This is a genomic window from Xanthobacter sp. 91 (assembly GCF_000702385.1).
Taxonomy (GTDB): domain Bacteria; phylum Pseudomonadota; class Alphaproteobacteria; order Rhizobiales; family Xanthobacteraceae; genus Xanthobacter; species Xanthobacter aminoxidans.
The window spans coordinates 4,553,295-4,578,910 of record NZ_JNIB01000001.1; the positions used below are offsets into that span (position 1 = coordinate 4,553,295).

20 protein-coding genes are annotated in these 25,616 nt (G+C 67.6%); 9 read left to right on the forward strand and 11 right to left on the reverse strand.

Features of this window, described 5'->3' with window-relative positions; translation table 11 throughout:
- Position 1: 1 nt before the first annotated feature.
- The 4 genes from A37E_RS0121280 to A37E_RS0121295 are packed head-to-tail and all read right to left on the reverse strand — an operon-like array spanning position 2 to position 4,078.
- A complete protein-coding gene (locus tag A37E_RS0121280; protein ID WP_029558470.1) occupies positions 2-775 on the reverse strand; it encodes an ABC transporter ATP-binding protein in 774 nt (257 codons plus the stop codon).
- Positions 772-1,707, reverse strand: coding sequence for an ABC transporter ATP-binding protein (locus A37E_RS0121285; RefSeq protein WP_029558471.1), 936 nt, complete (start codon positions 1,705-1,707; stop codon positions 772-774). Before A37E_RS0121285 ends, A37E_RS0121280 begins: the two co-directional genes overlap by 4 nt.
- Complete coding sequence (gene livM, locus A37E_RS0121290; RefSeq protein WP_029558472.1) at positions 1,707-3,161, reverse strand: high-affinity branched-chain amino acid ABC transporter permease LivM; 1,455 nt, start codon at positions 3,159-3,161, stop codon at positions 1,707-1,709. The genes A37E_RS0121285 and livM overlap by 1 nt, the downstream gene beginning before the upstream one ends.
- Entirely contained in the window at positions 3,161-4,078 is a 918-nt protein-coding gene (locus A37E_RS0121295) for a branched-chain amino acid ABC transporter permease (RefSeq protein WP_029558474.1), read from the reverse strand. The genes livM and A37E_RS0121295 overlap by 1 nt, the downstream gene beginning before the upstream one ends.
- A 364-nt stretch (positions 4,079-4,442) precedes the next feature.
- On the opposite strand from A37E_RS0121295, the gene A37E_RS0121300 reads away from it, so the two are divergent.
- The 4 genes from A37E_RS0121300 to A37E_RS0121315 all read left to right on the forward strand — a co-directional run bounded on the left by A37E_RS0121300 (position 4,443) and on the right by A37E_RS0121315 (position 9,436).
- Positions 4,443-5,507: a bile acid:sodium symporter family protein gene (locus tag A37E_RS0121300; RefSeq protein ID WP_245279399.1), complete on the forward strand. Its 1,065-nt coding sequence runs from the start codon at positions 4,443-4,445 to the stop codon at positions 5,505-5,507.
- Between the two features lie 145 nt (positions 5,508-5,652).
- Positions 5,653-6,171 carry a (2Fe-2S)-binding protein gene (locus A37E_RS0121305; protein WP_029558476.1) on the forward strand — a complete coding sequence of 173 codons (519 nt, stop codon included), beginning with the start codon at positions 5,653-5,655 and terminating at the stop codon, positions 6,169-6,171.
- 76 nt (positions 6,172-6,247) lie between these two features.
- Positions 6,248-8,626 carry a xanthine dehydrogenase family protein molybdopterin-binding subunit gene (locus tag A37E_RS0121310; RefSeq protein WP_029558477.1) on the forward strand — a complete coding sequence of 793 codons (2,379 nt, stop codon included), beginning with the start codon at positions 6,248-6,250 and terminating at the stop codon, positions 8,624-8,626.
- 9 nt (positions 8,627-8,635) lie between these two features.
- On the forward strand, positions 8,636-9,436 hold the full coding sequence (locus A37E_RS0121315) for a xanthine dehydrogenase family protein subunit M (RefSeq protein WP_029558478.1): 801 nt from the start codon (positions 8,636-8,638) through the stop codon (positions 9,434-9,436).
- A 12-nt stretch (positions 9,437-9,448) separates the two neighbouring features.
- Here the strand turns inward: A37E_RS0121315 and A37E_RS0121320 are convergent, their stop codons facing one another.
- Positions 9,449-10,978, reverse strand: a complete 1,530-nt coding sequence (locus A37E_RS0121320) for an EAL domain-containing protein (protein ID WP_029558479.1) — start codon at positions 10,976-10,978, stop codon at positions 9,449-9,451.
- Between the two features lie 266 nt (positions 10,979-11,244).
- Between A37E_RS0121320 and A37E_RS0121325 the strand changes: the two genes are divergently transcribed.
- Complete coding sequence (locus A37E_RS0121325; protein ID WP_051679236.1) at positions 11,245-11,853, forward strand: TMEM175 family protein; 609 nt, start codon at positions 11,245-11,247, stop codon at positions 11,851-11,853.
- A gap of 83 nt (positions 11,854-11,936) precedes the next feature.
- Here the strand turns inward: A37E_RS0121325 and A37E_RS25535 are convergent, their stop codons facing one another.
- The 5 genes from A37E_RS25535 to A37E_RS26625 form a co-directional block, all read right to left on the reverse strand.
- Entirely contained in the window at positions 11,937-12,278 is a 342-nt protein-coding gene (locus tag A37E_RS25535) for a hypothetical protein (protein WP_197023024.1), read from the reverse strand.
- 167 nt (positions 12,279-12,445) lie between these two features.
- Positions 12,446-13,618 carry an isovaleryl-CoA dehydrogenase gene (locus tag A37E_RS0121335; protein WP_029558482.1) on the reverse strand — a complete coding sequence of 391 codons (1,173 nt, stop codon included), beginning with the start codon at positions 13,616-13,618 and terminating at the stop codon, positions 12,446-12,448.
- 129 nt (positions 13,619-13,747) lie between these two features.
- Complete coding sequence (locus tag A37E_RS0121340; protein ID WP_051679237.1) at positions 13,748-14,851, reverse strand: serine/threonine protein kinase; 1,104 nt, start codon at positions 14,849-14,851, stop codon at positions 13,748-13,750.
- A gap of 9 nt (positions 14,852-14,860) precedes the next feature.
- Positions 14,861-16,306 carry a methylenetetrahydrofolate--tRNA-(uracil(54)-C(5))-methyltransferase (FADH(2)-oxidizing) TrmFO gene (trmFO, locus tag A37E_RS0121345; RefSeq protein WP_051679238.1) on the reverse strand — a complete coding sequence of 482 codons (1,446 nt, stop codon included), beginning with the start codon at positions 16,304-16,306 and terminating at the stop codon, positions 14,861-14,863.
- Positions 16,307-16,500: 194 nt separating this feature from the next.
- The gene (locus A37E_RS26625) at positions 16,501-16,662 is read right to left on the reverse strand and encodes a DUF1127 domain-containing protein (protein ID WP_081762634.1); all 162 of its coding nucleotides are present in this window, start codon (positions 16,660-16,662) and stop codon (positions 16,501-16,503) included.
- Between the two features lie 311 nt (positions 16,663-16,973).
- Here A37E_RS26625 and A37E_RS26150 point away from each other — a divergent pair, with 311 nt between their 5' ends.
- Positions 16,974-17,690 (forward strand): FkbM family methyltransferase, encoded by a 717-nt coding sequence (locus tag A37E_RS26150; RefSeq protein ID WP_051679239.1) that lies wholly within the window; start codon positions 16,974-16,976, stop codon positions 17,688-17,690.
- Between the two features lie 30 nt (positions 17,691-17,720).
- Here the strand turns inward: A37E_RS26150 and uvrA are convergent, their stop codons facing one another.
- Entirely contained in the window at positions 17,721-20,846 is a 3,126-nt protein-coding gene (uvrA, locus tag A37E_RS0121360) for an excinuclease ABC subunit UvrA (protein WP_029558486.1), read from the reverse strand.
- A 443-nt stretch (positions 20,847-21,289) separates the two neighbouring features.
- Here uvrA and ssb point away from each other — a divergent pair, with 443 nt between their 5' ends.
- The 3 genes from ssb to A37E_RS0121375 all read left to right on the forward strand — a co-directional run bounded on the left by ssb (position 21,290) and on the right by A37E_RS0121375 (position 25,598).
- Positions 21,290-21,850: a single-stranded DNA-binding protein gene (ssb, locus tag A37E_RS0121365; RefSeq protein ID WP_029558487.1), complete on the forward strand. Its 561-nt coding sequence runs from the start codon at positions 21,290-21,292 to the stop codon at positions 21,848-21,850.
- 337 nt (positions 21,851-22,187) lie between these two features.
- On the forward strand, positions 22,188-24,947 hold the full coding sequence (gene gyrA, locus A37E_RS0121370) for a DNA gyrase subunit A (protein ID WP_029558488.1): 2,760 nt from the start codon (positions 22,188-22,190) through the stop codon (positions 24,945-24,947).
- Between the two features lie 39 nt (positions 24,948-24,986).
- The gene (locus A37E_RS0121375; RefSeq protein ID WP_029558489.1) at positions 24,987-25,598 is read left to right on the forward strand and encodes a LysE family translocator; all 612 of its coding nucleotides are present in this window, start codon (positions 24,987-24,989) and stop codon (positions 25,596-25,598) included.
- Positions 25,599-25,616 lie beyond the last annotated feature (18 nt).

The window sequence follows — 25,616 nt, forward strand, 5'->3', positions numbered from 1 at the left end:
GTCAGCGCCCCCCTTCCAGATAGGCGGCGCGCACCTCCGGCCGGGCGAGCAGCTCCGCGCCGGTGCCGGACATGGTGACGAGGCCGTTCACCATCACATAGCCGCGGTGGGCGAGCTTCAGCGCATGGAAGGCGTTCTGCTCCACCAGGAACACGGTCAGCCCCTCGGTGCGGTTGAGCATGCGGATGGCGTCGAAGATCTGCCGCACCACCAGGGGCGCGAGGCCGAGGGAGGGCTCGTCGAGCAGCAGCAGGCGCGGCCGGCTCATGAGGGCGCGGGCGATGGCCAGCATCTGCTGCTCGCCGCCGGAGAGCGTGCCGCCGCGCTGCTCGATGCGCTCCTTGAGGCGCGGGAACAGCGTGAACATGCGCTCCAGATCCTCGGCGAAATGGGCGTTGCCGTCGATGGCGGCGCCCATCTGCAAATTCTCGTAGACGGTCATGCGCGGAAAGATGCGCCGGCCTTCCGGAGACTGGGCGATCTTGAGCCGCATGATCTCGTGGGTTGGCAGGCTGGTGATGTCCCGCCCGGCATAGATGATGCGGCCGTCGCGGGCGCGGGGGCTGCCGCAGATGGTCATCATCAAAGTGGACTTGCCGGCCCCGTTGGCGCCGATGAGGGTAACGATCTCGCCCTCGTTCACCTCGATGTCCACGCCCTTCAGCGCGATGATATTGCCGTAGTAGGCGGTGACGCCCGATACGCTCAGCAGCGGCGCCTTGCGCGCGGCAGGAGCGGGGGCGGCGGCGGTTTCCGTCGCTGTCTGCGCGCTCATGCCCCGGCCTCCACCACGGCGACGGCCTCTTCCTCGTCTTCGACGCCGAGGTAGGAGGCGATGACGCGCGGGTCGTTGCGCACCTCGTCGGGCGTGCCGTCGGCGATCTTGGAGCCGTATTCCAGCACGACCACGTGGTCCGAGATTTCCATCACCACCGACATGTCATGCTCGATGAGCAGGATGGACGCCTGGTGCTCGCGCCGGATGGAGAGCAGCAGCTCGTTCAGCGCCGCGGATTCGCGCGGGTTGAGGCCGGCGGCGGGCTCGTCGAGGCAGAGCAGCACCGGGTCCGTGCACATGGCACGGGCGATCTCGAGGCGCCGCTGGTCGCCATAGGGCAGGTCGCCGGCCGGATCGTCGGCGCGGTCGACGAGGCCGATCTTGTTGAGCCAGTAGAGCGCGCGGTCCACGGCGCCCTTCTGCTTCCGTTGCCAGGACGGCAGGTTCAGGATGGCGACGGGATTCATGAGGCCGGAGGTGGTCAGCGACATGTGCTGCGCTACCAGCAGGTTTTCCAGGATGGTCATGCCCGAGAACAGGCGGATGTTCTGGAAGGTGCGCGCCACCCGTGCCCAGGAGGCGACCTTGTGGTCCGGCAGGCGCTCCAGCAGATAGAGCGCGCCGGCCTGCGACTTGCCCCAGGGAAGGCCCGAGGCGGTGACGCCGTCCACTTCCGCGGCACTCGCCGGGCCGCCATGGAACAGGGCGAGGCGGCCGGTGGTGGGCTTGTAGAAGCCGGTGATGCAGTTGAAGACCGTGGTCTTGCCCGCGCCGTTGGGGCCGATCACCGCCGTCACCTCACCGCGCCCGGCGACGAAGGAGACATCGTTGACCGCGACGAGGCCGCCGAAACGCATGGAGAGGTGATCGACCCTCAGGATCTGGTTGGTTTCCCAGGTCCGCGCCGGGGAGAGGGGCTCGCCGACCATCAGCCGTGCCCTTCCTTCACCAGCGACCCCGACACCGCCTTGCGCTGTTTCAGGAAAACGGTGGGCATGCGGCTGGAGACGAGGCCGCGCGGACGCCACACCATCACCGCCACCATGGCGAAGCCGAAGATGAGCATGCGGTAGAGGGAGGGGTCGAAGTCCGGACCGAACAGGAAGTCGGCCTTGAGGAAGGAGAGGTTGCGCAGAAGCTCCATGCCGCCGATGAGCAGGATCGCCGCGCCGGCGACCCCCATCTGCGATCCCATGCCGCCCAGCACCACGATGGCGAGGATCACGGCCGATTCCATGAAGGTGAAGCTCTCGGGCGAGACGAAGCGGATGCGCACCGCGAAGAACGCGCCGGCGAAGCCGCCGAACATGGCGCCGGTGGCGAAGGCGGTGAGCTTGGTCAGCGTGGTGTTGATGCCGAGCGAGCGGCAGGCGATCTCATCCTCGCGCAGCGCTTCCCATGCCCGGCCCACCGGCATCTTCCGGAGGCGGATGGTGACGACGGCGGTGAGCGCGGCGAGGCCCAGGATGACGAAATAGAGGAAGATCATCCGGTGCATGGAGTTGAACTCCAGCCCGAAAATGCTCGCGAACCCGGTGTCGGAGGAATCGAACGGCACGCCGAAGAAGGTGATGGGCGGGATGGAGGAGATGCCCGCGCCGCCGTTGGTCAGCGACACCCAGTTGATGAGCACGAGGCGGATGATCTCGCCGAAGGCCAAGGTAACGATGGCGAGATAGTCGCCCCGCAGCCGCAGCACCGGGAAGCCGAGAATGACGCCCCACATGGCGGCGAGGATGCCGGAGAGCGGCAGGCAGATCCAGAACGCCCAGGCCGTCCAGAATCCATCGCCCAGCGTGCCGGCGAAGAAGTCGTTGATGGGCACGCTGGTGGAGAGCAAAGCGAAAGTGTAGGCGCCCACCGCGTAGAAGGCGACGTAGCCAAGGTCGAGCAGGCCTGCGAGGCCCACCACGATGTTGAGGCCCCAGCCGAGCATCACGTAGGTGAGCACATAGATGCCGAGGTCCACCCAGTAGCGGCTCGGGCTCAGCCCGCCGGCCATGAGGATGGACAGGAACGGGTAGAGGATGGCGAAGCTGAAGAACACCGGCTTCACCGCCGGCGCGGCCATCGCGCCGATCCGGGCCATAGCGCCGGGCGTGGTGGAGACGCGGCGGGGCGGCCGGTTCGGGTTCCATACCGTGACCATGAGCAGGAAACGGCCCACCATCACGATGCCGGCGAAGATGGCGACGAGGCCGAACCGGTAGGTGAGGACCAGCGAACCGGTGCCCGATTCGCTGGCGCGGAAGCCCACCAGAGGCGTCAGCAGGAGCGCGGTCAGCAGGCCGCTGACGATGGCGTCCTTGAGGGCGCCGGCCACAGCGGAGGGGCGCGCGTCCGCAGGCGGCGCGGTGGTTTCGGCGGCCGGATCGGACGCCATCACACCTTCTCCACTTCCGGCCGGCCGAGCAGGCCCTGCGGCAGGAAGATGAGCGTGACCACAAGGATGGAGAACGCCGCCACATCCTTGTATTCAATGGAGAAATAGGCGGACCAGAAGGTCTCGATGAGGCCGATGAGGATGCCGCCCAACACCGCGCCCGGCAGCGAGCCGATGCCGCCCAGAACCGCAGCGGTGAAGGCCTTCACGCCCGGAACGAAGCCGTCCGCGAAGTTCACGACGCCGTAGTACATGAGGTACATCACGCCCGCGACGGCAGCGAGCGCGGCGCCGATGACGAAGGTGAGGGCGATGGTCTGGTCCACGTTCACGCCCAGCAGCGCCGCCATCTTGCGGTCCTGCTCGCAGGCCCGCTGGGCGCGGCCGAGGGAGGTCTTCTGGACGAGATACCAGAAGCCCGCCAGCAGCACCGCCGTCACCACCATGATGATGATCTGCTTGTAGGCGAGCGTGACCTGATAGCCGTCGTTCTCCATGACGACGATCACGTCCGTCACCATGGGCGGCAGCGGCTTGTTGCGCGGGCCCTGTGCCACCTGCACGAAATTGGAGAGCAGGATGGACATGCCGATGGCCGAGATCATCGGCGCCAGCCGGAACGAACCGCGCAGCGGCCGGTAAGCCACCCGCTCGATGGTCCAGCTCACGAGGCCGGTGAACAGCATCGCCACCACGAGGGTGATGGCGAGAATGACGAAAATGGAACTCAGCCCGACGAGGGTGGTCAGCACCAGAACACAGATGAGCGCGATGAAGGCGCTAACCATGAACACGTCGCCGTGGGCGAAGTTCACCATTCCGATGATGCCGAAGACCATCGTGTAGCCGATGGCGATCAGTCCGTAGATCGACCCGAGGGTCAATCCGTTGATGAGCTGCTGGAGGAAGACATCCATCCGCCGCTTGAACCCCTCTGTTCGGGCGCCTCTTATCTCATCGTGCCCGATGATTGTGCGCTGCCGTATTGGAGAGTCATAACCCGGCCCCTCGGCCGACACAATTGCGTCGCGAAGCCCGTCAACGGGAGCTTTCTGCCAAGCTTCGTCTGCCTTTATTTCGCTCTTGCAGGGGCGGGCGCAGGTGGATACCTTTCTGGTATATTGTCGACACCAAGATCGGCGCAGCCGTAGCCGGGCATCTCAGATGCTTAGGTGGCGGAAGAAGCGGAGCCTTTCCGCGCCTCAGGCGCAGCGGGTTCCGATGGGGACGGGAAGCGGCCGCGGGGAGGGGACATCATCCCCACGCCTCGTCACACGGCTCATGTTGTCACGACTGAAGCTCGATCCCTTTCTCGTCGCCCTCGCCACCACCGTCGTCCTTGCCCTCGCCTGGCCTAAACCCGGCGTCACCGGCGGCATCCTCCACGCCGACAAGGCGGCGACGTGGGGCGTGGCGGTCATCTTCCTGCTCTACGGCGTCTCGCTGTCTCCACGGCGACTGATCGAGAGCGCCGCGCGCTGGGACCTGCACCTTGTGGTGCAGGCCACCACCTTCCTCGTCTTCCCGGCCGTGGTGGCGGGCGCGCTAGCGCTGGCCGGCGGGCTGTTTCCCGAGCCGCTCGCCATCGGCTTCTTCTTCCTCGCGGCGTTGCCCTCCACGGTGTCATCCTCGGTGGCGATGACCTCGCTGGCGCGGGGCAACGTGCCCGTCGCCATCTTCAACGCCTCCATCTCCAGCCTCATCGGCGTGTTCGCCACTCCGGCCCTGATGGCGTGGTATCTCCACGCGGTGGGGGGCGGGATGGATCTCGGCGCGGTCATCCTGAAGCTGGTGACGCTGGTTCTCCTGCCGCTGGCCATCGGGCAGGCGCTACGCCCGCTCCTGCTCAAGACGGTGGAGCGGCATCGGGCTTTCGTGAAGGCGGCGGACCGGGTGGTGATCCTCGCCATCGTCTACAATTCCTTCTGCGACAGCGTGGTCTCCGGCGTGTGGAACGGCCTGAGCCCGCTGCTGCTGGCCGAAGTGATCGTCGCCGTCGTCGGCCTGTTCGCGGTGGTCTACGCGCTGACGCGCGGCGTCTGCCGGCTGATGGGGTTTTCCGCGCCGGACACGGTGGCGGTGGCCTTCTGCGCCTCCAAGAAATCGCTGGCGACGGGCCTGCCCATGGCGCACGTGATGTTCGGCGCGGCGCCGGCCCTGTCGCTCATCATCACGCCCATCATGCTCTATCACTTCCTCCAGCTGGTCATTGTCGGCGTCATCGCCAACCGCTTCGCCTCCCGGACCGATGCGCTGGCGATGATCGAGGCCGAGGAGAGCGAGCCCTCGCTGATCGCCGAGGACGACGCCTTGCCCCTGCCGGAGCCCGCGCGCACGAGAGCGTGACGGGTTCCCCATCGGAGCACCCCCGTCTTGACCGCGTCACCGGCGCGGTCCCACATTGGAGGAATGAAAAACGGCCGGCCGCCGTGATAGCCGGACGCGGGGACGAACCCCGCGCCGGAGAGGCGCCGGCTCAGGGAGGTGAGGCATGTCCGAGGCGACGACCATCGTTCGCGTCCCCGTCCGTCTGACCGTGAACGGCAAGTCCGTCTCAGCCGAGATCGATCCGCGCACTCTCCTGGTGCAGTTCCTGCGCGAGACGCTGGACCTGACGGGAACGCACGTGGGCTGCGACACCAGCCAGTGCGGGGCCTGCGTCGTCCATCTCGACGGGGTGGCGGTGAAGTCCTGCACCACGCTCGCCGTGCAGGCGGACGGCGCGTCCGTCACCACCATCGAGGGGCTGGCGACCGGCGGAAAGCTGCATCCCATGCAGGAAGCCTTCCGCGAAAACCATGGCCTGCAGTGCGGCTTCTGCACGCCGGGCATGATCATGAGCGCGGTGGATCTCGTGGCCCGCTTCGGCCCGAACCTCGACGAGGCGACCATCCGCGAGAACCTGGACGGCAATATCTGCCGCTGCACGGGCTATCACAACATCGTCAAGTCGGTGGCCGCGGGTGCCGCCGCCATGGGCTCCGCCGAGGCGCCGCGCGCCGCTGAATAGGCGGCTGCCGCACCCCGTCCGCCACGCATTTCGCAGACATTGCGCGCCCGCAAAGGGCGGCGCCGGGAGGATCCCGATGAACGCCAGCGTTTCCAGCTCCGTCACGCCCATCGGCGCCGCGGTCCGGCGCAAGGAAGACCACCGCTTCATCACCGGCAAGGGCCGGTACACGGACGACATGGACCGTCCCGGGCAGGCCTTTGCCTATTTCGTCCGCTCGCCCTACGCCCACGCCCGCATCCGCCACATCGACGCCACCGCGGCCAAGGCCATGCCCGGCGTGGTGGACGTGCTCACCGGCGCTGACCTCGCGGCCGACGGCCTTGGCGACCTCATCTGCGGCTGGATGATCCATTCCAAGGACGGCAGCCCCATGAATATGGGCTCCCACCCAGCGTTGGCGAAGGAGAAGGTGCGCTATGTGGGCGACCACGTGGCCGTCGTCATCGCCGAGACGCTGAACCAGGCGAAGGACGCCGCGCTCGCGGTGGAGGTGGAATACGAGCTTCTCCCAGCCGTCGCGGACCTCGCCACGGCCACGGACGGCGAGCAGATTCACGATTGCGCCCCGCGCAACACCGCCTTCGAGTGGGAGCTGGGCGACAAGGCTGCCACCGAGGCGGCGTTCGCCCGCGCGGCGAAGGTGACGAGCATCGACATCGTCAACAACCGCCTCGCCCCCAACGCCATCGAGCCGCGCGCGGCCATCGGTGAATATGATTCCGGCGACGAGGCCTTCACGCTCTGGACCACCAGCCAGAACCCGCACGTCGCCCGCCTCGTGCTCTCCGCCTTCGTCGGCATCGCGCCGGAGAACAAGCTGCGCGTCATCGCCCCCGATGTGGGCGGTGGCTTCGGCTCCAAGATCTTCATCTATGCGGAGGAGACGGTCTGCACCTGGGCGGCGAAGAAGGTGGGCCGGCCGGTGAAGTGGACGGGGGATCGCTCCGAGGCCTTCCTCTCCGACGCCCACGGCCGCGATCACATCACCCATGCCGAGCTGGCGATGGACGAGGCCGGGCACATCATCGGCTTCCGGGTGCACACCCGCGCCAACATGGGCGCTTATCTCTCCACCTTCGCCTCCTCCATCCCGACCTATCTCTACGCGACGCTTCTGTCGGGCCAGTACGCCATTCCCGCCATCTATTGTGAGGTGGATGCCGTCTACACCACCACCGCCCCGGTGGACGCCTATCGCGGCGCCGGGCGGCCGGAGGCGACGTTCCTTCTGGAGCGCATCGTGGAGAAGGCGGCGCGGGAGCGCGGGGAGGACCCGGCCGAGTTCCGCCGCCGCAACTTCATCAAGTCCTTCCCGCACCAGACGCCCGTCATCATGTGCTACGACGCGGGCGACTACGTCGCCTCCCTCGACAAGGCGCTGGAGGTGGCGGACTACAAGGGCTTCCCGGCCCGCCGCGCCGAATCCGAGCGCAACGGCAAGCTGCGCGGCATCGGCCTGTCCGCTTATATCGAGGCCTGCGGCATCGCCCCCTCGGCGGCGGTGGGCTCGCTCGGCGCCGGCGTCGGCCTGTGGGAAAGCGCGGAAGTGCGCGTGAACCCCACGGGCAATGTGGAGGTGCTCACCGGCTCCCACAGCCATGGGCAGGGGCACGAGACCACCTTCGCCCAGCTCGTCTCCGCCCGCCTCGGTATCCCCATCGATCAGGTGAGCGTGGTGCACGGCGACACCGACAAGGTGCAGTTCGGCATGGGCACCTACGGCTCGCGCTCCGGCGCCGTCGGCATGTCGGCCATCGTGAAGGCGCTCGACAAGGTGGAGGCCAAGGCGAAGAAGATCGCCGCCCACATGCTGGAAGCCTCGGAAGGGGACATCGAGTTCAAGGACGGCAAATTCACCGTCGCCGGCACGGACCGCTCGCTGGCCTTCGCCGAGGTGGCGCTGAACGCCTATGTGGCGCACAAATTCCCCACCTCCGAGATCGAGCCGGGACTGAAGGAGGGGGCGTTCTACGATCCCACCAACTTCACCTTCCCCGCCGGCTGCCACATCTGCGAGCTGGAGGTGGACCCGGAGACCGGCGTCGTCGAGATCAAGTCCTTCGTCGCCATCGACGATTTCGGCGAGATCATCAATCCGATGATCGTGGAAGGGCAGGTGCACGGCGGCATTGGGCAGGGCATCGGCCAGGCGCTGATGGAAGGCGTCACCTATGACGAAGACGGCCAGCTCGTGACCGGCTCCTACATGGACTACACCATGCCCCGCGCCGGCGACCTGCCCTCCTTCACCGTGGGCATGACGCAGACCCGCTGCCCCTCCAACCCGCTCGGCATCAAGGGCTGCGGTGAGGCCGGGGCGATCGGTGCGCCGCCCGCTGTCATCAATGCGCTCACCAACGCGCTCGGCACCGAGGACGTGCCCATGCCCGCGACGCCCTCCAGGATGTGGGCCATTGCGCAGGCGCGCGCTTCCCGTCTTGCTGCGGAATAGGAGGACGCCATGTACGCCTTCGACTATCAGCGTCCCGACGCCATCGCCGCCGCCGCCGCGCTGCTCTCCGCCGATCCGGAGGCCAAGGCGCTGGCCGGCGGGCAGACCCTGCTGCCGACCCTGAAGCAGCGCCTCGCCCAGCCGACCGCGCTGGTGGACCTCTCCCGCATCCCGGAGCTGTCCGGCATCTGCGCCACGACGGAAGGCGTCTCCATCGGCGCCATGACCCGCCATGCGGATGTCGCCGCTTCCGAACTGGTGCGGGCCGCCATTCCGGCGCTGGCTGACCTTGCGGGCATGATCGGCGACGTGGCGGTGCGCAACCGGGGCACCATCGGCGGTTCCCTCGCCAATGACGACCCGACCGCCGACTATCCCGCCGCCGTCCTCGCGCTCAACGCCACCGTGGTGACGGACCGCCGCTCCATCGGTGCGTCCGATTTCTTCCGCGGCCTGTTCGAGACGGCGCTGAGGGAGGGGGAGATCATCACCCGCGTGGACTTCCCCAAGGTGGAGAAGGCCGGCTACGCCAAGTTCCGCAACCCGGCTTCGCGCTATGCGATGGCCGGCGTGTTCGTGGCCAAGACGGCTGCCGAGGTGCGGGTGGCGGTGACCGGGGCCGGGCAGTCCGGCGTGTTCCTGTGGACCGAGGCGGGGGACATTCTCTCCTCCGATTTCTCGGTTCAGGCGGTGTCGGGCCTCGCGCTCGATCCGTCCAACCTCATGAGCGACCTGCACGGCAGCGCCGAATACCGGGCGCAGCTGGCCAAGGTGATGCTGAAGCGGGCGCTGGCCTCGATCACGGGCTGAGCGTGGCCGGCCCTATCGACGTCTGGCTGCCCAGAAGACGATAAATGCGGCGGCCGGAAGGGCTTTCGAGTAAAGCCAGCCCTGGGCGAAGCTCACGCCCTGGGTACGCAGGTATTCGGCCTGGTTCTCGGTCTCCACACCCTCGGCGATGATCTGCAGTTTCAGTTCGTGCCCCATGGCGATGATATAGGGGGTCACGTCGCGCGTGGGCGCCTCTGTATTGATGGCGGTGATGAAGGACCGGTCGATCTTAAGAAGATCGATCGGCAGGTTCTGGACGTAGTTGAGGCCGGAATATCCGGTGCCGAAATCGTCGATGGCGGTCCTGTGGCCGCGGCGGCGCAGCTCCAGGAGCGTGGTGCGTGCCCCGGCCACATCGATGAAGCTGCGCTCCGTCGCTTCGAGCCATATCTGCCTCGGCTGAATGCCGGAGCCATCCAGCACGCGCTCCAGCACCGGCAGGATGCGCCCGGTGGTGATGTCGGCGGCGCTGAGGTTGATGCTGACATGCGCGTGGGGATCATTGCGCAGCAGGTCGCCGAGATCCTCGACGACTGCGGCGAGCATCCGGTCGGTCACGCGCCCGATCAGGCCGGTTTCCTCGGCGAGGGGGATGAACATGTCCGGTGGCGTCTGGCTGCCGTCCGCACGCGGCCAGCGCACCAGCGCCTCGGCGCCGATGCAGCGCCCCGTGGCCAGTTCGATGATGGGCTGATAGTGCGCGACCAGTTCGCCGTTCTTCAGCGCCCTCGCCAGCTCGCCGCGGGGAGAGCGCTGCTGGCGCAGCACCAGAAGCCCGGATGCAGCCGACAGCAGCGCGATCGCGGCCGAAAGGGGCAGGAGGACCGCCCGATTGGCCTGCAAGTGTTCCTGGAATGTGATGCGCGGCTGACGGACGGTCACCGCCCAGTTGCGCGAGACCCTCTCGACGCTCGCATCCCCTGCTTCGGGCGGCGCGGGCCGGTCCTGGTCACGATAGCTCGCATAGATGGGTAGGCCGCCGCGGGTGCGGACTCCCGAGATCGTGTACGGGTTCGGGGTCTCCCACGCATTGAAGAACTGCCGCTGGTCCACGAGCACGCTGTAGCCATGGAGGCGCAGGATGAGGAGCGCCCGGTCGGTGCCGAAATTTGTCGGCCGCCAGTTCAGGCTGAGGCCGATGCCATCCGGCTGCTCGACCTGGGTCTGGGCGCGCTCCAACCTGTAGGTCAGAGGCCCCCACGAATTGCACTCGACCACGTCTCCCGAGCCATAGCCGATGTTGACAACAGACAGCGCCTCTTCGGTGATCTGCAACATGGCGCTAATCTGCTGTGGCGAGCAGGGCGGGAACGGCGTCGCAGCAATGGTCCGCAGCGCAGACTCGGCGTTGGCGTAGACCGCGTCGATATGATCAAGGACACGCGATGCATAGGCATCGAGTTGTTCTTGCTGCGCGGAAAGAGCAAGCCGCCATGAAACGTAGAGGGTCGGCGCGAGCGGCACCACCGTGCCGATAACGGTTGCAAGAACGACCAACGCCCAGGTCAACCGCCGGCTCATCTTGGCTGCCCAAAAATGTGCAGCAATCGTATCGACCAGAGAACTCCTGTCGGTATCGTGCTACATGCTCACATGATAAGAGGATTATCTTACGCCTACGCGTTGTGATTGTTTCAATAATGGCAAAATGTCATTGGCGCAAATGATGCCGACACGTGCATTTCGGGGCCGTCCTGGGGCGTTGCGGCGGGTGAGACGCCCGATGACGACCGTTCCGCCCGGTCGAGTTTCCGCATGTGTCACGCCGGCGGCCCGGAGCACCTAGCATGCAACCCAGCGGCAGGAGCCTCTTCCCCAAGGCGCGCGTGGACGCCCTGAGCGACGGCATCTTCGCCTTCGCCATGACCCTGCTAGTGCTGGACATCCGCCTGCCGGACGACCTTCCGCTCACCTCGGCGGCGGACCTGACGGCGCACTTGGTCTCGCTGTCGCACCAGATGCTGACCTATGTGATTTCCTTCTTCGTCCTCGGCGCCTTCTGGCGCAGCGGCATCGAGATCCGCCCCTCCAGCGAGACCGTGGACCGGCACACGGTGCGCCTTGCGCTGCTGTTCCTGTTCTTCGTCACCACCGTGCCGTTCTCGTCGGGGCTGGTGGGACGCTATGGCGGGCTGGCGCCGGCGGTGGTGGTCTATGCGGGCAACATGACCATGCTGGCTGTTCTGACCATCGCCATCCGCTATCTGGACGTGGAGCCGCGCCGCCGTTCGCTGCGCAGTGCCGCCGGCGGGGTGCTACCGCTGTTCATCGCGACCGCGATTCTCTCGGTGCTCATCAGTCTCGTCGCGCCGGGGCAGGGGATGTACGCCTACCTGCTCAACGCGCTGGCGCGGCTGCCCTTCTGGCCGCGCGGCGGCTACGGCGAACCGGACTGAGCGAGCAGAAAAAGAAAGGCCGGCGCAGGGGATGCCTCGCGCCGGCCTCTCATTCAATCAATTGGCGATCACGTCACGCGCGGTCACTTGACGCCGATGACGCCGCCCACGGCACCGCCGACTGCGCCGACCGCGCCACCGACCACCGCGCCCACGGGGCCGGCGGCCTTCTCGCCTTCCTTCGCGCCCTTCTCGGCGCCGGTGCCGGTGCCCTTGACGCCGCCGGCGACACCGCCCGCGACCGCACCGCCCACACCGCCGACCGTGCCGCCGACGCCGGCGCCCACCGGGCCAGCCGCCTTGTCACCGGCCGAAGCGCCGGCATTGGCGCCCTGCTCGGCACCCTTCACCACGCCCTGCGCGAAAGCGGCGGCGGGGGCCAGAGCCAGAGAGAGAGCGGTAGCGGCCAGAATGATCTTCTTCATGGCATTCCATCCTTCGGTTCGTCACTTCGACAGGCGACGGGAGCCGTTGCTTCCGCCGCCGAGCGCGCGACCGTGGGGCGTCGTGGTGCGCAGACCCGCCCCTACGATAATCCGCCGGTCGACCTCCCGCCAGACACGCTGACGGGAGCTTCGCCGCAGCGGTGGTATCAGGCGGTCTTGTCGAAAAGCTGGCGGCCGATGAGCATCCGCCGGATTTCGCTGGTGCCGGCGCCGATCTCGTAGAGCTTGGCGTCGCGCAGCAGGCGGCCGGTGGGATAATCGTTGATGTAGCCGTTGCCGCCGAGGGTCTGGATGGCTTCGAGCGCCATCCAGGTGGCCTTTTCCGCCGCGTAGAGAATGGCGCCAGCCGCATCCTCGCGGGTGGTGGCGCCGCGGTCACAGGCCTTGGCCACGGCGTAGACGTAGGCCTTGGTGGCGTTCATGGTCACGTACATGTCGGCGATCTTGCCCTGCATCAGCTGGAAGGTGCCGATGGGCTGGCCGAACTGCTTGCGCTCGTGGACATAGGGCAGCACCACGTCCATGCAGGCCTGCATGATGCCGGTGGGGCCGCCCGCCAACACCGCGCGCTCATAGTCGAGCCCGCTCATGAGCACGTTGACGCCCTTGCCCACGGCGCCCAGCACGTTCTCCTCCGGCACCTCGCAATCCTCGAACACAAGTTCGCCAGTGTCGGAGCCGCGCATGCCCAGCTTGTCCAGCTTCTGGGCGGTGGAGAAGCCCTTGAAGCCCTTCTCGACGAGGAAGGCGGTCATGCCCTTCGGGCCGGCGGCGGGGTCGGTCTTGGCGTAGACCACCAGCGTCTCGGCGATGGGGCCGTTGGTGATCCACATCTTGGAGCCGTTGAGGACGTAGCGGTCGCCCTTCTTCTCCGCGCGCGTGCGCATGGAGACCACATCCGAGCCGGCGCCCGGCTCGGACATGGCGAGCGCGCCCACATGCTCGCCGGAAATGAGCTTGGGAAGGTACTTCGCCTTCTGCTCCGGCGTGCCGTTGCGGCTGATCTGGTTCACGCACAGGTTGGAGTGCGCGCCGTAGGAGAGGCCCACCGAGGCGGAGGCGCGGGAAATCTCCTCCATGGCGATCACATGCTCAAGGTAGCCGAGGCCGGAGCCGCCGTACTCCTCCTCCGCCGTCACGCCGAGCAGGCCCAGCGCGCCGAGCTTGGGCCACAGGTCGCGGGGGAAAAGGTTGCTCTTGTCGATCTCGGCGGCGCGCGGGGCGATCTCGGCCTGGGAGAAGTTTCGCACGGTGTCGCGCAGCATGTCGGCGGTTTCGCCGAGGTCGAAATCGAAACCCCCGGGGGCGTTCGGCAGCATGGTCACATCCTCCCTCGCTCCCCGGATTCTCATGCGCGGTCGCGGCCGCCGCCGGGAAGCGGGGCCTAGAATAAAACGGTTGTCCGTTTAATCAATGGGCCGTGCAGGGTCCGCGCCGCACAACTTTCGTCAGGCGGCGGGTCGGGTGATGCGATCGGTGAGGTTGAGCCGGCCGCGGGCGATCTCCGCCACCTGAAGGCGCACGGCCTCGGAACCGGCGAGCTGGTCCAGCATCTCGATCTGGTTGCGGGCAATCAGCAGCAGCAGGTCGTCGCGCACCGCCCCGTCCGGGCCCTTTGGGAGCGCGGGGACGATCTGGAGGTGATCGAGGTGCGGCCGGTCGGGCAAGGCGGTTCCGAGATGGGCGCGCAGGGCATCCGCCGTCACCGGCGTGGAAGACGCGACGAAGGCGTAGAGGCCCACCTTGCCGCCCAGCGTCTGGAAGTCCGACATGTGAACCTCCGCCACCGCCGGATGGCTGGCGAGGGCTTCGGCGATGCGCGGCCCCACCTGCGTCACCCGCGGGCCGCGGCCCTCGGTGTCGGAATAGGACATCAGCCGCCGCGTGACGAAGCGGTAGACCTTCTTGCCGGTGGCCATCCACACGCGGGTGGGCAGGCTCTTGGTGGCCAGCACCTTCTTCTCGCGCGGGGTCAGTTGGTCCGGGCAATAGGTGCGCTTGTGCTTGAGCAGGTGGCGCAGATCCTCATAGGCCAGCACGCGGCCGAGCTTGGACCGCCGGCTGAAGGGCAGCGCGAGCTGGAAATCCATCAGCCACGCCTCGCCGTCCGCCCCGCGCAGCCAGTTCTGCTGCTTGGCGAGGTCGTTATGGACGTAGCCTGCGCGATGCAGCGTCAGCAGCGCGGAGCGGGCGGAGTGGAAGAAGTGCATGTCGCCGGCCGGCCGGGCGATCTGCAGCGGCGCCCCGTCGATCCAGCCACGCACCAGGAAGCGCTTGCCGACGGCGAGCAGCGGGGTGGTGACGCCGGTGCGCGTCACCTTCTCCAGCGCGTGAATCTCGTGGGCGGCGAGCTGGTATGCGATGGGCGCGAACCACAGCGAGACGTCGTTCCAGCGCCGGCGCACGGCGGGCCATTCCCGGCCATGACGGTCGGTCCAGGTGCCGCGCTCCACGGTGGAGAAGACATCGCGCTTCAGCACCGTGTCCACGGCGAAGCGGGCCGGGTCGGCATCATATTCCAAAGGCGGCGGCGTGACGGACTGGCGCGGCATCCGGGCCTCTTAAGCCGCCTCTGGCGGACTGTCGAGCCAGCCCATGATGTCGGCGAGCGCCCGCGCGGCGAGCGCCTTCTTCTTGGCAAGCGTCTTCTCCGCTCCGCGCAGGCGCTTGCCGGCCTCGCCCTTGGGGGCTTCGGTGAGCGGGGGGAACAGGCCGAAATTCACGTTCATGGGCTGGAAGGAACGGGGGCCGCCCTCGGCCTCCGCCTCGATATGGCCGCCGGTGATGTGGGCGAGCAGTGCCCCGTGGGCCGTGGTCAGCGGCGGCAGCGGCGCGTCCAGCCCAAGCCGCTCGGCGGCGGCGAAACGCCCGGCCATGAGGCCGACCGCCGCGCTCTCCACATAGCCCTCGCAGCCGGTGATCTGGCCGGCGAAGCGCAGGCGCGGATCGGCCTTCAGGCGCAGCGTGCCATCCAGCAGGCGCGGGGAATTGAGATAGGTGTTGCGGTGGAGGCCGCCGAGCCGGGCGAACTCCGCATTCTCCAGCCCCGGGATGGTGCGGAACACGCGGGCCTGCTCGCCATGGCGCAGCTTCGTCTGGAAGCCCACCATGTTGTAGAGCGTGCCCAGCTTGTTGTCCTGCCGCAGCTGGACGATGGCATAGGCCTTCACATCAGGCGCGTGGGGATTGGTGAGGCCCACCGGCTTCATGGGGCCGAAGCGCAGAGTTTCACGGCCGCGCTCGGCCATCACCTCGATGGGCAGGCAGCCGTCGAAATAGGGGGTCTTGGCCTCGAAGTCGCGCAGCGGCGCCTTGTCGCCAGCGATCAGCGCGTCGACGAAGGCGTTGTACTGCGCCTCGTCCATGGGGCAGTTGATGTAGTCCGCGCCCGTGCCGCCCGGCCCCGCCTTGTCGTAGCGCGACTGGAACCAGGCCTTGCCCATGTCGATGCTGTCGAAATGCACGATGGGCGCGATGGCATCGAAGAAGGCGAGGGCGCTTTCGCCGGTGAGGCCGAGGATCGCCTCGGCCAAGGCCGGGGAGGTGAGGGGGCCGGTGGCGAGGATCACGTTGTCCCACTCGGCCGGGGGCAGGCCGGTGATCTCCTCGCGACGGATCTCGATGAGCGGGTGCTGCTCCAGTGCGGCGGTGACGGCGCGGGAGAAGCCCTCCCGGTCCACCGCCAGCGCGCCGCCGGCCGGCACCTGATTGGCATCCGCCGCCTTGAGGATCAGCGAGCCGGCGCGGCGCATCTCCGCATGGAGCACGCCGACCGCATTGCCTTGCGGATCATCCGAGCGGAAGGAATTGGAGCAGACCAGCTCGGCGAGGCCGTCTGTGAGGTGCGCCTCGGTGCCGCGCACGGGCCGCATCTCATGAAGCACCACGGGAATGCCCCGCGTGGCCAGCTGCCAGCTCGCCTCCGAGCCCGCGAGCCCTCCGCCGACCACATGGACGGGTGCGACATTGTCGCCGTTCGGACGATCGGGCCAAAAAGTGTCAGGCATCGCGGCTCCAGTGTGCCGCCGGCAATCGGGGGCACCCGGCGGGACAAGCGGTGTGCCACACGCGCCGCCGGGACTTCAACCCTCAGCGCCTGTCGCGCCCGTGGAGCGGGCCCAAAAACGAAAATGGTCCCCTGAGGGACCATTCTCCGGTGCCGGCCCGAAGGCCGGCTCAGCCATGGCAGCGGCGCCTGAAATCAGGCGGCAGCCGAAGCGTGGCGGGCGACGGCCCGGATTTCGCTGCGCGACACGTTGATGTCGGCGAGAGAACGATCGTCGAGGCTGGACAGCTCGGCAACCGTGCGGTTGTAGACCTGCCAGCGGCGGAACTGGCGAGCCAGGATACCCCAGAGCAACATGTTACTTCTCCTCTTGCGGGTCCACCTTGCGGCGACTCCACTTGCTGACAGCAACATATGCCCTCATGCTGCATCGCCATAGAAGCGTCGATGCATTGCAGCAATGCAACCCGTGCATGGAGCGAGCCACTGCTCGTTAACCTGAAGGAGCGTGTTGCAATGCTGCATTGCAGGTCCTTGAGCGAGCACGCGTTATGGGCGGTACTCATCTGCCGCCCGAATGCTATATCCAACGTGAGCGGGCGGGGGCCCTCTCAGCGCGCCGTCAGCGATGGTGCGCTGCGTGTGCGTAAGTCGCATGGGGGCATGCAATGAACATGGCGAACGCCACCGGTCTCACCGGGCAGGCGATCTATACTGCTCAGGAAGAACGCGGACTGACGTCCCGCTTCCTCGGGCCGACCGGGGTCTTTGTGGAGGTGGGGGCGTACGACCCGGTCTTTCAGAGCCAGACGCTGCATCTGGAACTCACCGGCTGGACCGGCCTGCTGGTTGAGCCGGTACCGGAATTCGCCGAAAACCTGCGTCGCGCGCGTCAGGCCCAGGTGGTTCAGTGCGCCTGTGTCGCACCCGCGGCGGCGGGGACCGGGCGCGTGACCCTGCTGGAACGCCGGGGCAGCAGCACCATCGTCTTCAATCCGCGCAAGGTGCGGCCGGAGGACATGGTGATCGAGGTACCGGCCGCGACCCTCGACGCCGTTCTTGAGGGCGCCGGCCTTTCCACCATCGACTTCCTCTCGGTGGATGTGGAGGGGGCAGAGCCCGACGTCCTGAAGGGCGTGACGCTCAGCCGCTTCCAGCCGAAGCTCGTGGTGGTGGACGACCGCGAGCGGTTCGGCGAGACCTGCGCCGTGATGCGCCAGGGCAACTATCATCTCGTCCGGCGCACCGGCCACAATGCGTGGTTCGTGCCGCAGGCGACCGCCCGACACCTGAGCGTGCGGGCCCGGGCACAGCTGATGTGGACCTACGGCATCGGTCGCCTGCTCCGCCGCCGCATGCGCCCAGGCGCCGCCCGCTCGGCATGAGCCGGCGGGCGAAAGGCGCGGGAGCCCTTCCTACTCGGCGGCCTGCCGACGCCGGCGTCCGCGCGCGACACGCGGCGCATCGGACGCTTCCGCCGGGGCGGCTTCTTCCATCACGACGGCAGGGGCGTCCGCCACGGAGGCCGGCGCTCCGTCCTCCGCCTCTTCTCCGGCGGTCGGACGGCGCGCGGCTTTCCCGCGCGCGGACCCGGCCGGCTTGGCTTCCTTTTCAGCGTCCTTGTCGGCAAGCGCCTTCCGGCTGTCCGCGAACGGACGGCGGGCCAGCACCTCGGCGAGGAAGTGGCCGGTGTGGGAGCGCTTGTCCCGCGCCACAGTCTCGGGCGTGCCCGCGACCACGATCTCGCCGCCGCCGTCGCCACCTTCGGGGCCGAGGTCGAGGATCCAGTCGGCGGTCTTGATGACCTCCAGATTGTGCTCGATCACCACCACCGAATTGCCCTGCTCCACCAGCTCGTGCAGCACCTCCAGCAGTTTTTTCACGTCGTGGAAGTGCAGGCCGGTGGTCGGCTCGTCCAGGATATAGAGGGTGCGTCCGGTGGCCCGCCGCGACAGCTCCTTGGAGAGCTTCACCCGCTGCGCCTCGCCGCCCGAGAGCGTGGTCGCCTGCTGGCCGACCTTCACGTAGTCGAGGCCGACGCGGTGCAGCGTCTCCAGCTTCTCGCGCACCGAGGGCACCGCCTTGAAGAACTGCGCGCCCTCTTCCACCGTCATGTCGAGCACGTCGGCGATGGACTTGTTCTTGAAGGTGACTTCCAGCGTCTCACGATTGTAGCGCTTGCCCTTGCAGACGTCGCAGGTGACGTACACGTCCGGCAGAAAGTGCATCTCGATCTTGATGACGCCGTCGCCCTGGCAGGCCTCGCACCGCCCGCCCTTCACGTTGAAGGAGAAGCGCCCGGCGCCATAGCCTCGTGCCTTGGCCTCCGGCAGGCCGGCGAACCATTCGCGGATGGGGGTGAAGGCGCCGGTATAGGTCGCCGGATTGGACCGCGGGGTGCGGCCGATGGGCGACTGGTCGATGTCGATCACCTTGTCGAGGTGCTCCAGCCCCTCCAGCTTGTCGAACGGGGCAGGGGCCTCCGAGGCGCCGTTCAGCCGGCGCGCCACCGCCTTGTAGAGCGTATCGATGAGCAGCGTGGACTTGCCGCCGCCCGACACGCCGGTGATGCAGGTGAACAGGCCGAGCGGGATTTCCGCCGTGACATTCTTCAGATTGTTGCCGCGCGCGCCCGAGAGCTTGAGCATGCGCTTGGGGTTCGGCTTGCGCCGCGCCGGCACGCCCACGCTCAATTCGCCGGTGAGATAGCGGCCGGTGAGGGACGCGGGATTGGCGAGGATTTCCGCCGGCGTGCCCTGCGCCACGATCTTCCCGCCGTGAATGCCGGCGCCGGGCCCCACGTCCACCACATGGTCGGCGGCGAGGATGGCGTCCTCGTCATGCTCCACCACGATCACCGTGTTGCCGAGGTCGCGCAGGTGCTTCAGCGTGCCGAGCAGCCGCTCGTTGTCCCGCTGGTGGAGGCCGATGGAGGGCTCGTCCAGCACATAGAGCACGCCGGTGAGGCCGGAGCCGATCTGCGAGGCGAGGCGGATGCGCTGGCTCTCGCCGCCGGAAAGCGTGCCCGAGGACCGCGCCAGCGTGAGGTATTCCAGCCCCACGTCCAAGAGGAAGCGCAGCCGCTCGCGGATCTCCTTCAGGATGCGCCCGGCGATCTCGTTCTGCTTGTCGGTGAGCTGGGCCGGCAGGCTCTCGAACCATCCCGCCGCGGCGCGCACCGAGAGCTCGCCGATTTCGCCGATGTGCCGCCCGGCGATCTTCACCGCCAGAGCCTCGGGCTTCAGCCGATAGCCGTTGCAGACCTTGCAGGGGACGGTGGAGAAGTATTTGGAAATCTCCTCCCGCGCCCAGTCGCTGTCGGTCTCCTTCCAGCGCCGGTCGAGGTTGCGCACCACGCCCTCGAAGGTCTTCGATGTCTCGTAGGCGCGCATGCCGTCGTCATAGTGGAAGGTGATCTTCTCGGTCCCAGAGCCGAAGAGGAGCACGTCGCGCGCCTGCTCCGGCAGATCGGCGAAGGGGACATTCAGCTTGAAGTGGTAGTGCTTCGCCAGCGCATCCAGCGTCTGCCCGTAATAGGGTGAGGTGGACTTGGCCCAGGGGGCGATGGCGCCCTGCTTCAGAGAGCGCGCCTTGTCCGGCACCACGAGGTCCGGGTCGATGGTCTGCTCCACGCCGAGGCCGTCGCAGGCCGGGCAGGCGCCGAAGGGATTGTTGAAGGAGAACAGCCGCGGCTCGATCTCGGAAATCGTGAAGCCGGACACCGGGCAGGCGAACTTCTCGGAAAAGATGATGCGCCGCGGATCGCCCGCCTCGTCCTTCTCGTCGGCGAACTCGGCCACCGCGATCCCGTCGGCGAGGCCGAGCGCGGTCTCGAAGCTGTCGGCGAGCCGCTGGGCGAGGTCCGCGCGCACCACGATGCGGTCCACCACCACGTCGATGTCGTGCTTGAACTTCTTGTCGAGGGCCGGCGCGTCGGCGATCTCGTGGAAGGTGCCGTCGATTTTGACCCGCTGGAAACCCTTCTTCATCCACTCGGCGAGTTCCTTGCGGTACTCGCCCTTGCGCCCGCGCACCACCGGCGCGAGCAGGAAGAGCCGCGTGCCTTCCGGCAGCGCGAGGGTGCGGTCAACCATCTGCGAGACGGTCTGGCTCTCGATGGGCAGCCCCGTGGCCGGGGAGTAGGGCACGCCGGTGCGCGCCCACAGAAGGCGCATGTAGTCGTAGATCTCGGTGACGGTGCCGACCGTGGAGCGTGGATTCTTCGAGGTGGTCTTCTGCTCGATGGAGATGGCCGGCGAGAGACCGTCAATCTGGTCCACGTCCGGCTTCTGCATCATCTCCAGGAACTGGCGGGCATAGGCGGAGAGGCTTTCCACATAGCGCCGCTGGCCTTCCGCATAGATGGTGTCGAAGGCCAGAGAGCTCTTGCCCGAGCCGGACAGGCCGGTGAACACCACCAGGCTGTCGCGGGGGATTTCGAGGTCCACGTTCTTGAGATTGTGCTCGCGCGCGCCGCGCACCGAAAGGGTACGGGCATCGCGGCGCGGGATGGGACGCGGGGAGGCTGCGCGATCAGACATGGACATCCGCTGGCGCCTGCGGCGCAAAAAGGGGTCGGGGCCTGAGAAACGATCGTGCCGCCCTTGCAGCGGCGAGCACGCCAGCGGCCGGAAAGCCGCGCAGCGCGCCGGGGAACGTGCTCATGAACTCTCGGAAATGTAGTGAACCTTGTGCGATGCGGAAGAGAACATAATACGAACTCCGAAGGGCGCCACCCAAAAAGAGCGGGGCGACTCGGATCGAGCGCGCCGATGCTCTTGCCAGTCTGGGGGAAGTCGGTTAGGAACACAACGTGAACATTTAAGCCATGAGCTGTTACGCACGGCGGCCAGCGGCGGTTCATCATGGGGATAAAGCCGCGCCGGGGGTCGCATGACCCGGCGGGGACGGTAGGGTGCGGGATTCGCGGCGCGTCGCAATGGCGGCCTGCGGAACGGCGGAACACGGCACGAGGGAGAGCGGGATGGCCGGCAGCGTCAACAAGGTGATCCTGGTCGGCAATCTGGGCCGCGACCCGGAGGTCAAGTCGTTCCAGAACGGCGGCCGCGTCTGCAACCTGTCCATCGCCACGTCCGAGAACTGGCGCGACAAGGCCTCCGGCGAGCGCCGCGAGCGCACCGAGTGGCACCGGGTGGTGATCTTCAACGAGAACCTGGTCGGCGTGGCCGAGCGTTTCCTGAAGAAGGGCTCCAAGGTCTACATCGAGGGCCAGCTCGAGACCCGCAAGTATGAGAAGGACGGTCGCGAGACCTACACCACCGAGGTTGTGCTGCGCCCCTATCGCGGCGAGCTGACCCTGCTCGACGGTCGTGAGGGCGGCGCCGGCTCCGGCGCGGACGAATATGGCGGCGGCTCCGACTTCGGCTCGGCCAGCCCCATGGGCGGCGGAGGCGGCAGCTTCGGCGGCTACAGCGGCGGCGGTTCCGGCGGCGGGCGCCGTCCGGCACCGGCTGGCGGCGGAATGGGCGGCGGTTCGGGTGGCGGACGCCCCGCGGCCGATCTCGACGACGAAATCCCGTTCTGAGGCGCGCCTTCGGATTTGAGGACGGGGCGCCGCGGCCGGTCTTGGTGCTGGCCGTCCCCGCTTTGGTGCCGGTCGGCTCACGGAAAGTCGCCGCCTGCGCATGGCGCGGGCGGGCTTTTGTTGTGCGGTCGCAGGCCCCGTTTCCGGCCGCTTCAGGCGGCGTTCGCGGGCCCATCTGACGCAAAACCGACAAATTGTCCGGAGACCTGCGAGATGGTCCGCACAACCCATTGATTTATATAGTATAAATTTACGTCCGCCAGAGGGGTTTTGCTGGCGTCGCAGGGGTGAATCGGCTAGAAGGAAGCACCTCACCAATCCATGCGAGTGCTGACTTTTGGCCGATTCCGAAACGCCGAAGACTGGTGGCGAGCCGCCGTCCGACATCCGGCCCGTTTCCATCACGGAGGAGCTGTCCCGCTCCTATCTCGATTATGCCATGAGCGTCATCGTCGCCCGGGCCCTGCCCGACGTGCGCGACGGCCTCAAGCCCGTGCATCGGCGCATCCTGTTCTCCATGCACGAGAACGGGTACGAGTGGAACAAGCAGTACCGCAAGTCGGCCCGCGTGGTCGGCGACGTGATCGGTAAATACCATCCCCACGGCGACCAGTCGGTCTATGACGCGCTGGTGCGCATGGCGCAGACCTTCGCCATGCGGCTCCCGCTGGTGGACGGCCAGGGCAATTTCGGCTCGGTGGACGGCGATGCCCCGGCGGCCATGCGATACACCGAGGTGCGCCTCGAGAAGGTGACCAACACCCTTCTCGACGACCTCGACAAGGAAACCGTCGATTTCCAGGAGAATTACGACAATTCCGAGCGGGAGCCGACCGTTCTCCCGGCCAAGTTCCCGAACCTCCTGGTCAATGGCGCCGGCGGCATCGCGGTCGGCATGGCCACCAACATCCCGCCGCACAACCTCGGCGAGATCATCGACGTCACCGTCGCGCTGCTGGACGACCCGCTGCTTGAGCCCGAGGCGCTGCTCGACCTGCTGCCCGGCCCGGACTTCCCCACCGGCGCGCTGATCCTCGGCCGCACCGGCATCCGCCAGGCCTATCTCACCGGCCGCGGCTCCATCTTGATGCGCGCGAAGGTCGCCATCGAGAACATCCGCAAGGACCGCGAAGCCCTCATCGTCACCGAGATTCCCTATCAGGTGAACAAGGCGACGATGATCGAGAAGATCGCGGAGCTGGTGCGTGACAAGCGGGTGGAGGGCATCTCCGAGATCCGCGATGAGAGTGATCGCGACGGCATGCGCGTGGTCATCGAGATCAAGCGCGACGCCCAGGCCGACGTGGTGCTGAACAACCTCTACCGGCTCACGCTGCTGCAGACCTCCTTCGGCGTGAACATGGTGGCGCTGTCCGGCGGCAAGCCGGGCCTGCTCACCCTGCACGACGTGCTGACCGCCTTCATCGCCTTCCGCGAGGAGGTCATCAGCCGGCGCACCAAATTCCTGCTGCGCAAGGCGCGCGATCGCGCCCACGTGTTGGTGGGCCTCGCCATCGCCGTCGCCAACATCGACGAGGTGATCCGCCTCATCCGCACCGCGCCGGACCCGGCGAGCGCCCGCGAATCCCTGATGGGCCGCGACTGGCCGGCGAAGGACATGGCGCCGCTCATCGCCCTCATCGCCGATCCGCGTCACAAGCTGAAGGAGGACGGCACCTATCGCCTCTCCGAGGTGCAGGCCCGCGCGATCCTCGACCTCAGGCTCCAGCGGCTCACCGCTCTCGGCCGCGATGAAATCGCCGACGAGCTGGACAAGCTCGCCGCCGAGATCGCCGATTATCTCGAAATCCTCGCCAGCCGGCCGCGCATGCGCGCGATCATCCGGGACGAGCTTCTCGCCATCAAGGCGGAGTTCGGCACGCCCCGGAAGACCGAGATCGTCGAGGGCTTCGGCGATCTGGAGGACGAGGATCTGATCCAGCGCGAGGAGATGGTCGTCACCGTCTCCCATGCCGGCTACATCAAGCGCGTGCCGCTCTCCACCTATCGGGCGCAGCGGCGCGGCGGCAAGGGCCGCTCGGCCATGCAGACGCGGGACGAGGATTTCGTCACCCGCCTGTTCGTGGCCTCGACCCACGCGCCGGTGCTGTTCTTCTCCTCCAAGGGGCAGGTCTACAAGATGAAGGTGTGGCGCCTGCCGCTGGCGGCGCCGCAGGCCCGCGGCAAGGCCCTCATCAACATCCTGCCGCTGGAGCAGGACGAGCGCATCACGTCCGTCGTTCTCCTGCCGGAGGACGAGGGCGAGAACCAGCGCCTGCAGATCATGTTCGCCACCACCGGCGGCACTGTGCGGCGCAATGCGCTCACCGATTTCCAGCAGGTGAACCGCAACGGCAAGATCGCCATGAAGCTCGCCGAGGGCGAGGCCATCGCGGATGTCGGCCTGTGCACGGAGGAGGACGACGTGCTCCTCACCACGGCGGCCGGCGCCTGCATCCGCTTCCCCGCCACCGAGGTGCGCCTGTTCAAGGGCCGCGACAGCGTGGGCGTGCGCGGCATCCGGCTGGAGGATGGCGACAGCGTCATCTCCATGGCCATCATCCGCCATGTGGATGCCGATGCCGAGCAGCGGCTCGCCTACATCAAGATGCGCCGCGCCCTGCGCGGCGAGGCGGGCGAGAGCGCCGAGGTGGAGCAGGAGGAGGGCGCGAGCGGCTCCGGCCAGCTCAGCCAGGAGCGCTACGCCGAGATGGGCGCGAAGGAGCAGTTCATCCTTACCGTGTCCGAGAACGGCTACGGCAAGCGCACCTCGTCCTACGAATATCGTGTCACCGGGCGCGGCGGTAAGGGCATCGTCGCCATGGCGGTGAACGAGCGCAACGGCCGCCTCGTCGCCTCCTTCCCCGTGGAGGATGCCGACCAGATCATGCTCGTCACCGACGGCGGCCAGCTCATCCGCTGCCCCGTGGATGGCATCCGCATCGTCGGCCGCGCCAGCCAGGGCGTCATCGTGTTCGACACGGCGGAAGGCGAGCGCGTGGTCTCGGTGGAGCACATCAGCGAGGACACCGGCGCCGAAGGCGAGGCGGGCGAAGGCGGCGCGGAAGCCGCCGGAGACGACACGCCGGAGGCCTGATCCCGCGAGCGGGGGCTTTCGGCCGGAGGAGCGCAAGTGATGATCTCGGCCGAAAGCCTCGCCCTGTTCGTGCTCGCCTGCATCGCCCTGGGGGCGACGCCGGGGCCGAACGTGGCGCTCATCGTCGGCACCAGCCTCAAGCACGGGCGACAGGCGGGCATTCTCACCGCCATGGGCGTCAATGTGGGCCTCATCGCCCAATTGGCTCTGGTAGCGGGGGGCCTCGCTTATGTGGTGGAGGCCTTCTCCCGCCACTTCGATCTCGTGCGCTATGCCGGGGCCACCTACCTCGTTTGGCTTGCGGTGATGCAGTGGCGCAGTGCCGGCAAGGCGGTGGACGCGCCCACACCTTCCGCCCATGCCGCCTTCGGGCGCGGGCTCGCGGTGGCCTTCGCCAATCCCAAGACGCTCCTGTTCCACGCGGCCTTCCTGCCGCAATTCGTCACCAACACGGCTGATCCCGTGCCTCAGATCGCGCTTCTGGCGGCGATCTTCGCGGTCATCGCACTGGTGGGCGACATGCTGTGGGCGGTGGTGGCAGACAAGGCGCGCGCCGCGCTGAAGGGGCGCTTCACGCTGGTGGCGGACCGCGTGTCCGCCGGCATCCTCGTCGGCGGTGCGGCCCTGCTGCTTGCGGCGGGGCGTCGATAGGCAAGCGCGGCTCCATCC

Bases quoted from the DNA above. Each gene is read 5' to 3' on its own strand.
- A37E_RS0121280 (WP_029558470.1), bottom strand. From the start codon at position 775: ATGAGCGCGCAGACAGCGACGGAAACCGCCGCCGCCCCCGCTCCTGCC.
- A37E_RS0121285 (WP_029558471.1), bottom strand. From the start codon at position 1,707: ATGGTCGGCGAGCCCCTCTCCCCGGCGCGGACCTGGGAAACCAACCAG.
- livM (WP_029558472.1), bottom strand. From the start codon at position 3,161: ATGGCGTCCGATCCGGCCGCCGAAACCACCGCGCCGCCTGCGGACGCG.
- A37E_RS0121295 (WP_029558474.1), bottom strand. From the start codon at position 4,078: ATGGATGTCTTCCTCCAGCAGCTCATCAACGGATTGACCCTCGGGTCG.
- A37E_RS0121300 (WP_245279399.1), top strand. From the start codon at position 4,443: ATGTTGTCACGACTGAAGCTCGATCCCTTTCTCGTCGCCCTCGCCACC.
- A37E_RS0121305 (WP_029558476.1), top strand. From the start codon at position 5,653: ATGTCCGAGGCGACGACCATCGTTCGCGTCCCCGTCCGTCTGACCGTG.
- A37E_RS0121310 (WP_029558477.1), top strand. From the start codon at position 6,248: ATGAACGCCAGCGTTTCCAGCTCCGTCACGCCCATCGGCGCCGCGGTC.
- A37E_RS0121315 (WP_029558478.1), top strand. From the start codon at position 8,636: ATGTACGCCTTCGACTATCAGCGTCCCGACGCCATCGCCGCCGCCGCC.
- A37E_RS0121320 (WP_029558479.1), bottom strand. From the start codon at position 10,978: ATGAGCCGGCGGTTGACCTGGGCGTTGGTCGTTCTTGCAACCGTTATC.
- A37E_RS0121325 (WP_051679236.1), top strand. From the start codon at position 11,245: ATGCAACCCAGCGGCAGGAGCCTCTTCCCCAAGGCGCGCGTGGACGCC.
- A37E_RS25535 (WP_197023024.1), bottom strand. From the start codon at position 12,278: ATGAAGAAGATCATTCTGGCCGCTACCGCTCTCTCTCTGGCTCTGGCC.
- A37E_RS0121335 (WP_029558482.1), bottom strand. From the start codon at position 13,618: ATGCTGCCGAACGCCCCCGGGGGTTTCGATTTCGACCTCGGCGAAACC.
- A37E_RS0121340 (WP_051679237.1), bottom strand. From the start codon at position 14,851: ATGCCGCGCCAGTCCGTCACGCCGCCGCCTTTGGAATATGATGCCGAC.
- trmFO (WP_051679238.1), bottom strand. From the start codon at position 16,306: ATGCCTGACACTTTTTGGCCCGATCGTCCGAACGGCGACAATGTCGCA.
- A37E_RS26625 (WP_081762634.1), bottom strand. From the start codon at position 16,662: ATGTTGCTCTGGGGTATCCTGGCTCGCCAGTTCCGCCGCTGGCAGGTC.
- A37E_RS26150 (WP_051679239.1), top strand. From the start codon at position 16,974: ATGAACATGGCGAACGCCACCGGTCTCACCGGGCAGGCGATCTATACT.
- uvrA (WP_029558486.1), bottom strand. From the start codon at position 20,846: ATGTCTGATCGCGCAGCCTCCCCGCGTCCCATCCCGCGCCGCGATGCC.
- ssb (WP_029558487.1), top strand. From the start codon at position 21,290: ATGGCCGGCAGCGTCAACAAGGTGATCCTGGTCGGCAATCTGGGCCGC.
- A37E_RS0121375 (WP_029558489.1), top strand. From the start codon at position 24,987: ATGATCTCGGCCGAAAGCCTCGCCCTGTTCGTGCTCGCCTGCATCGCC.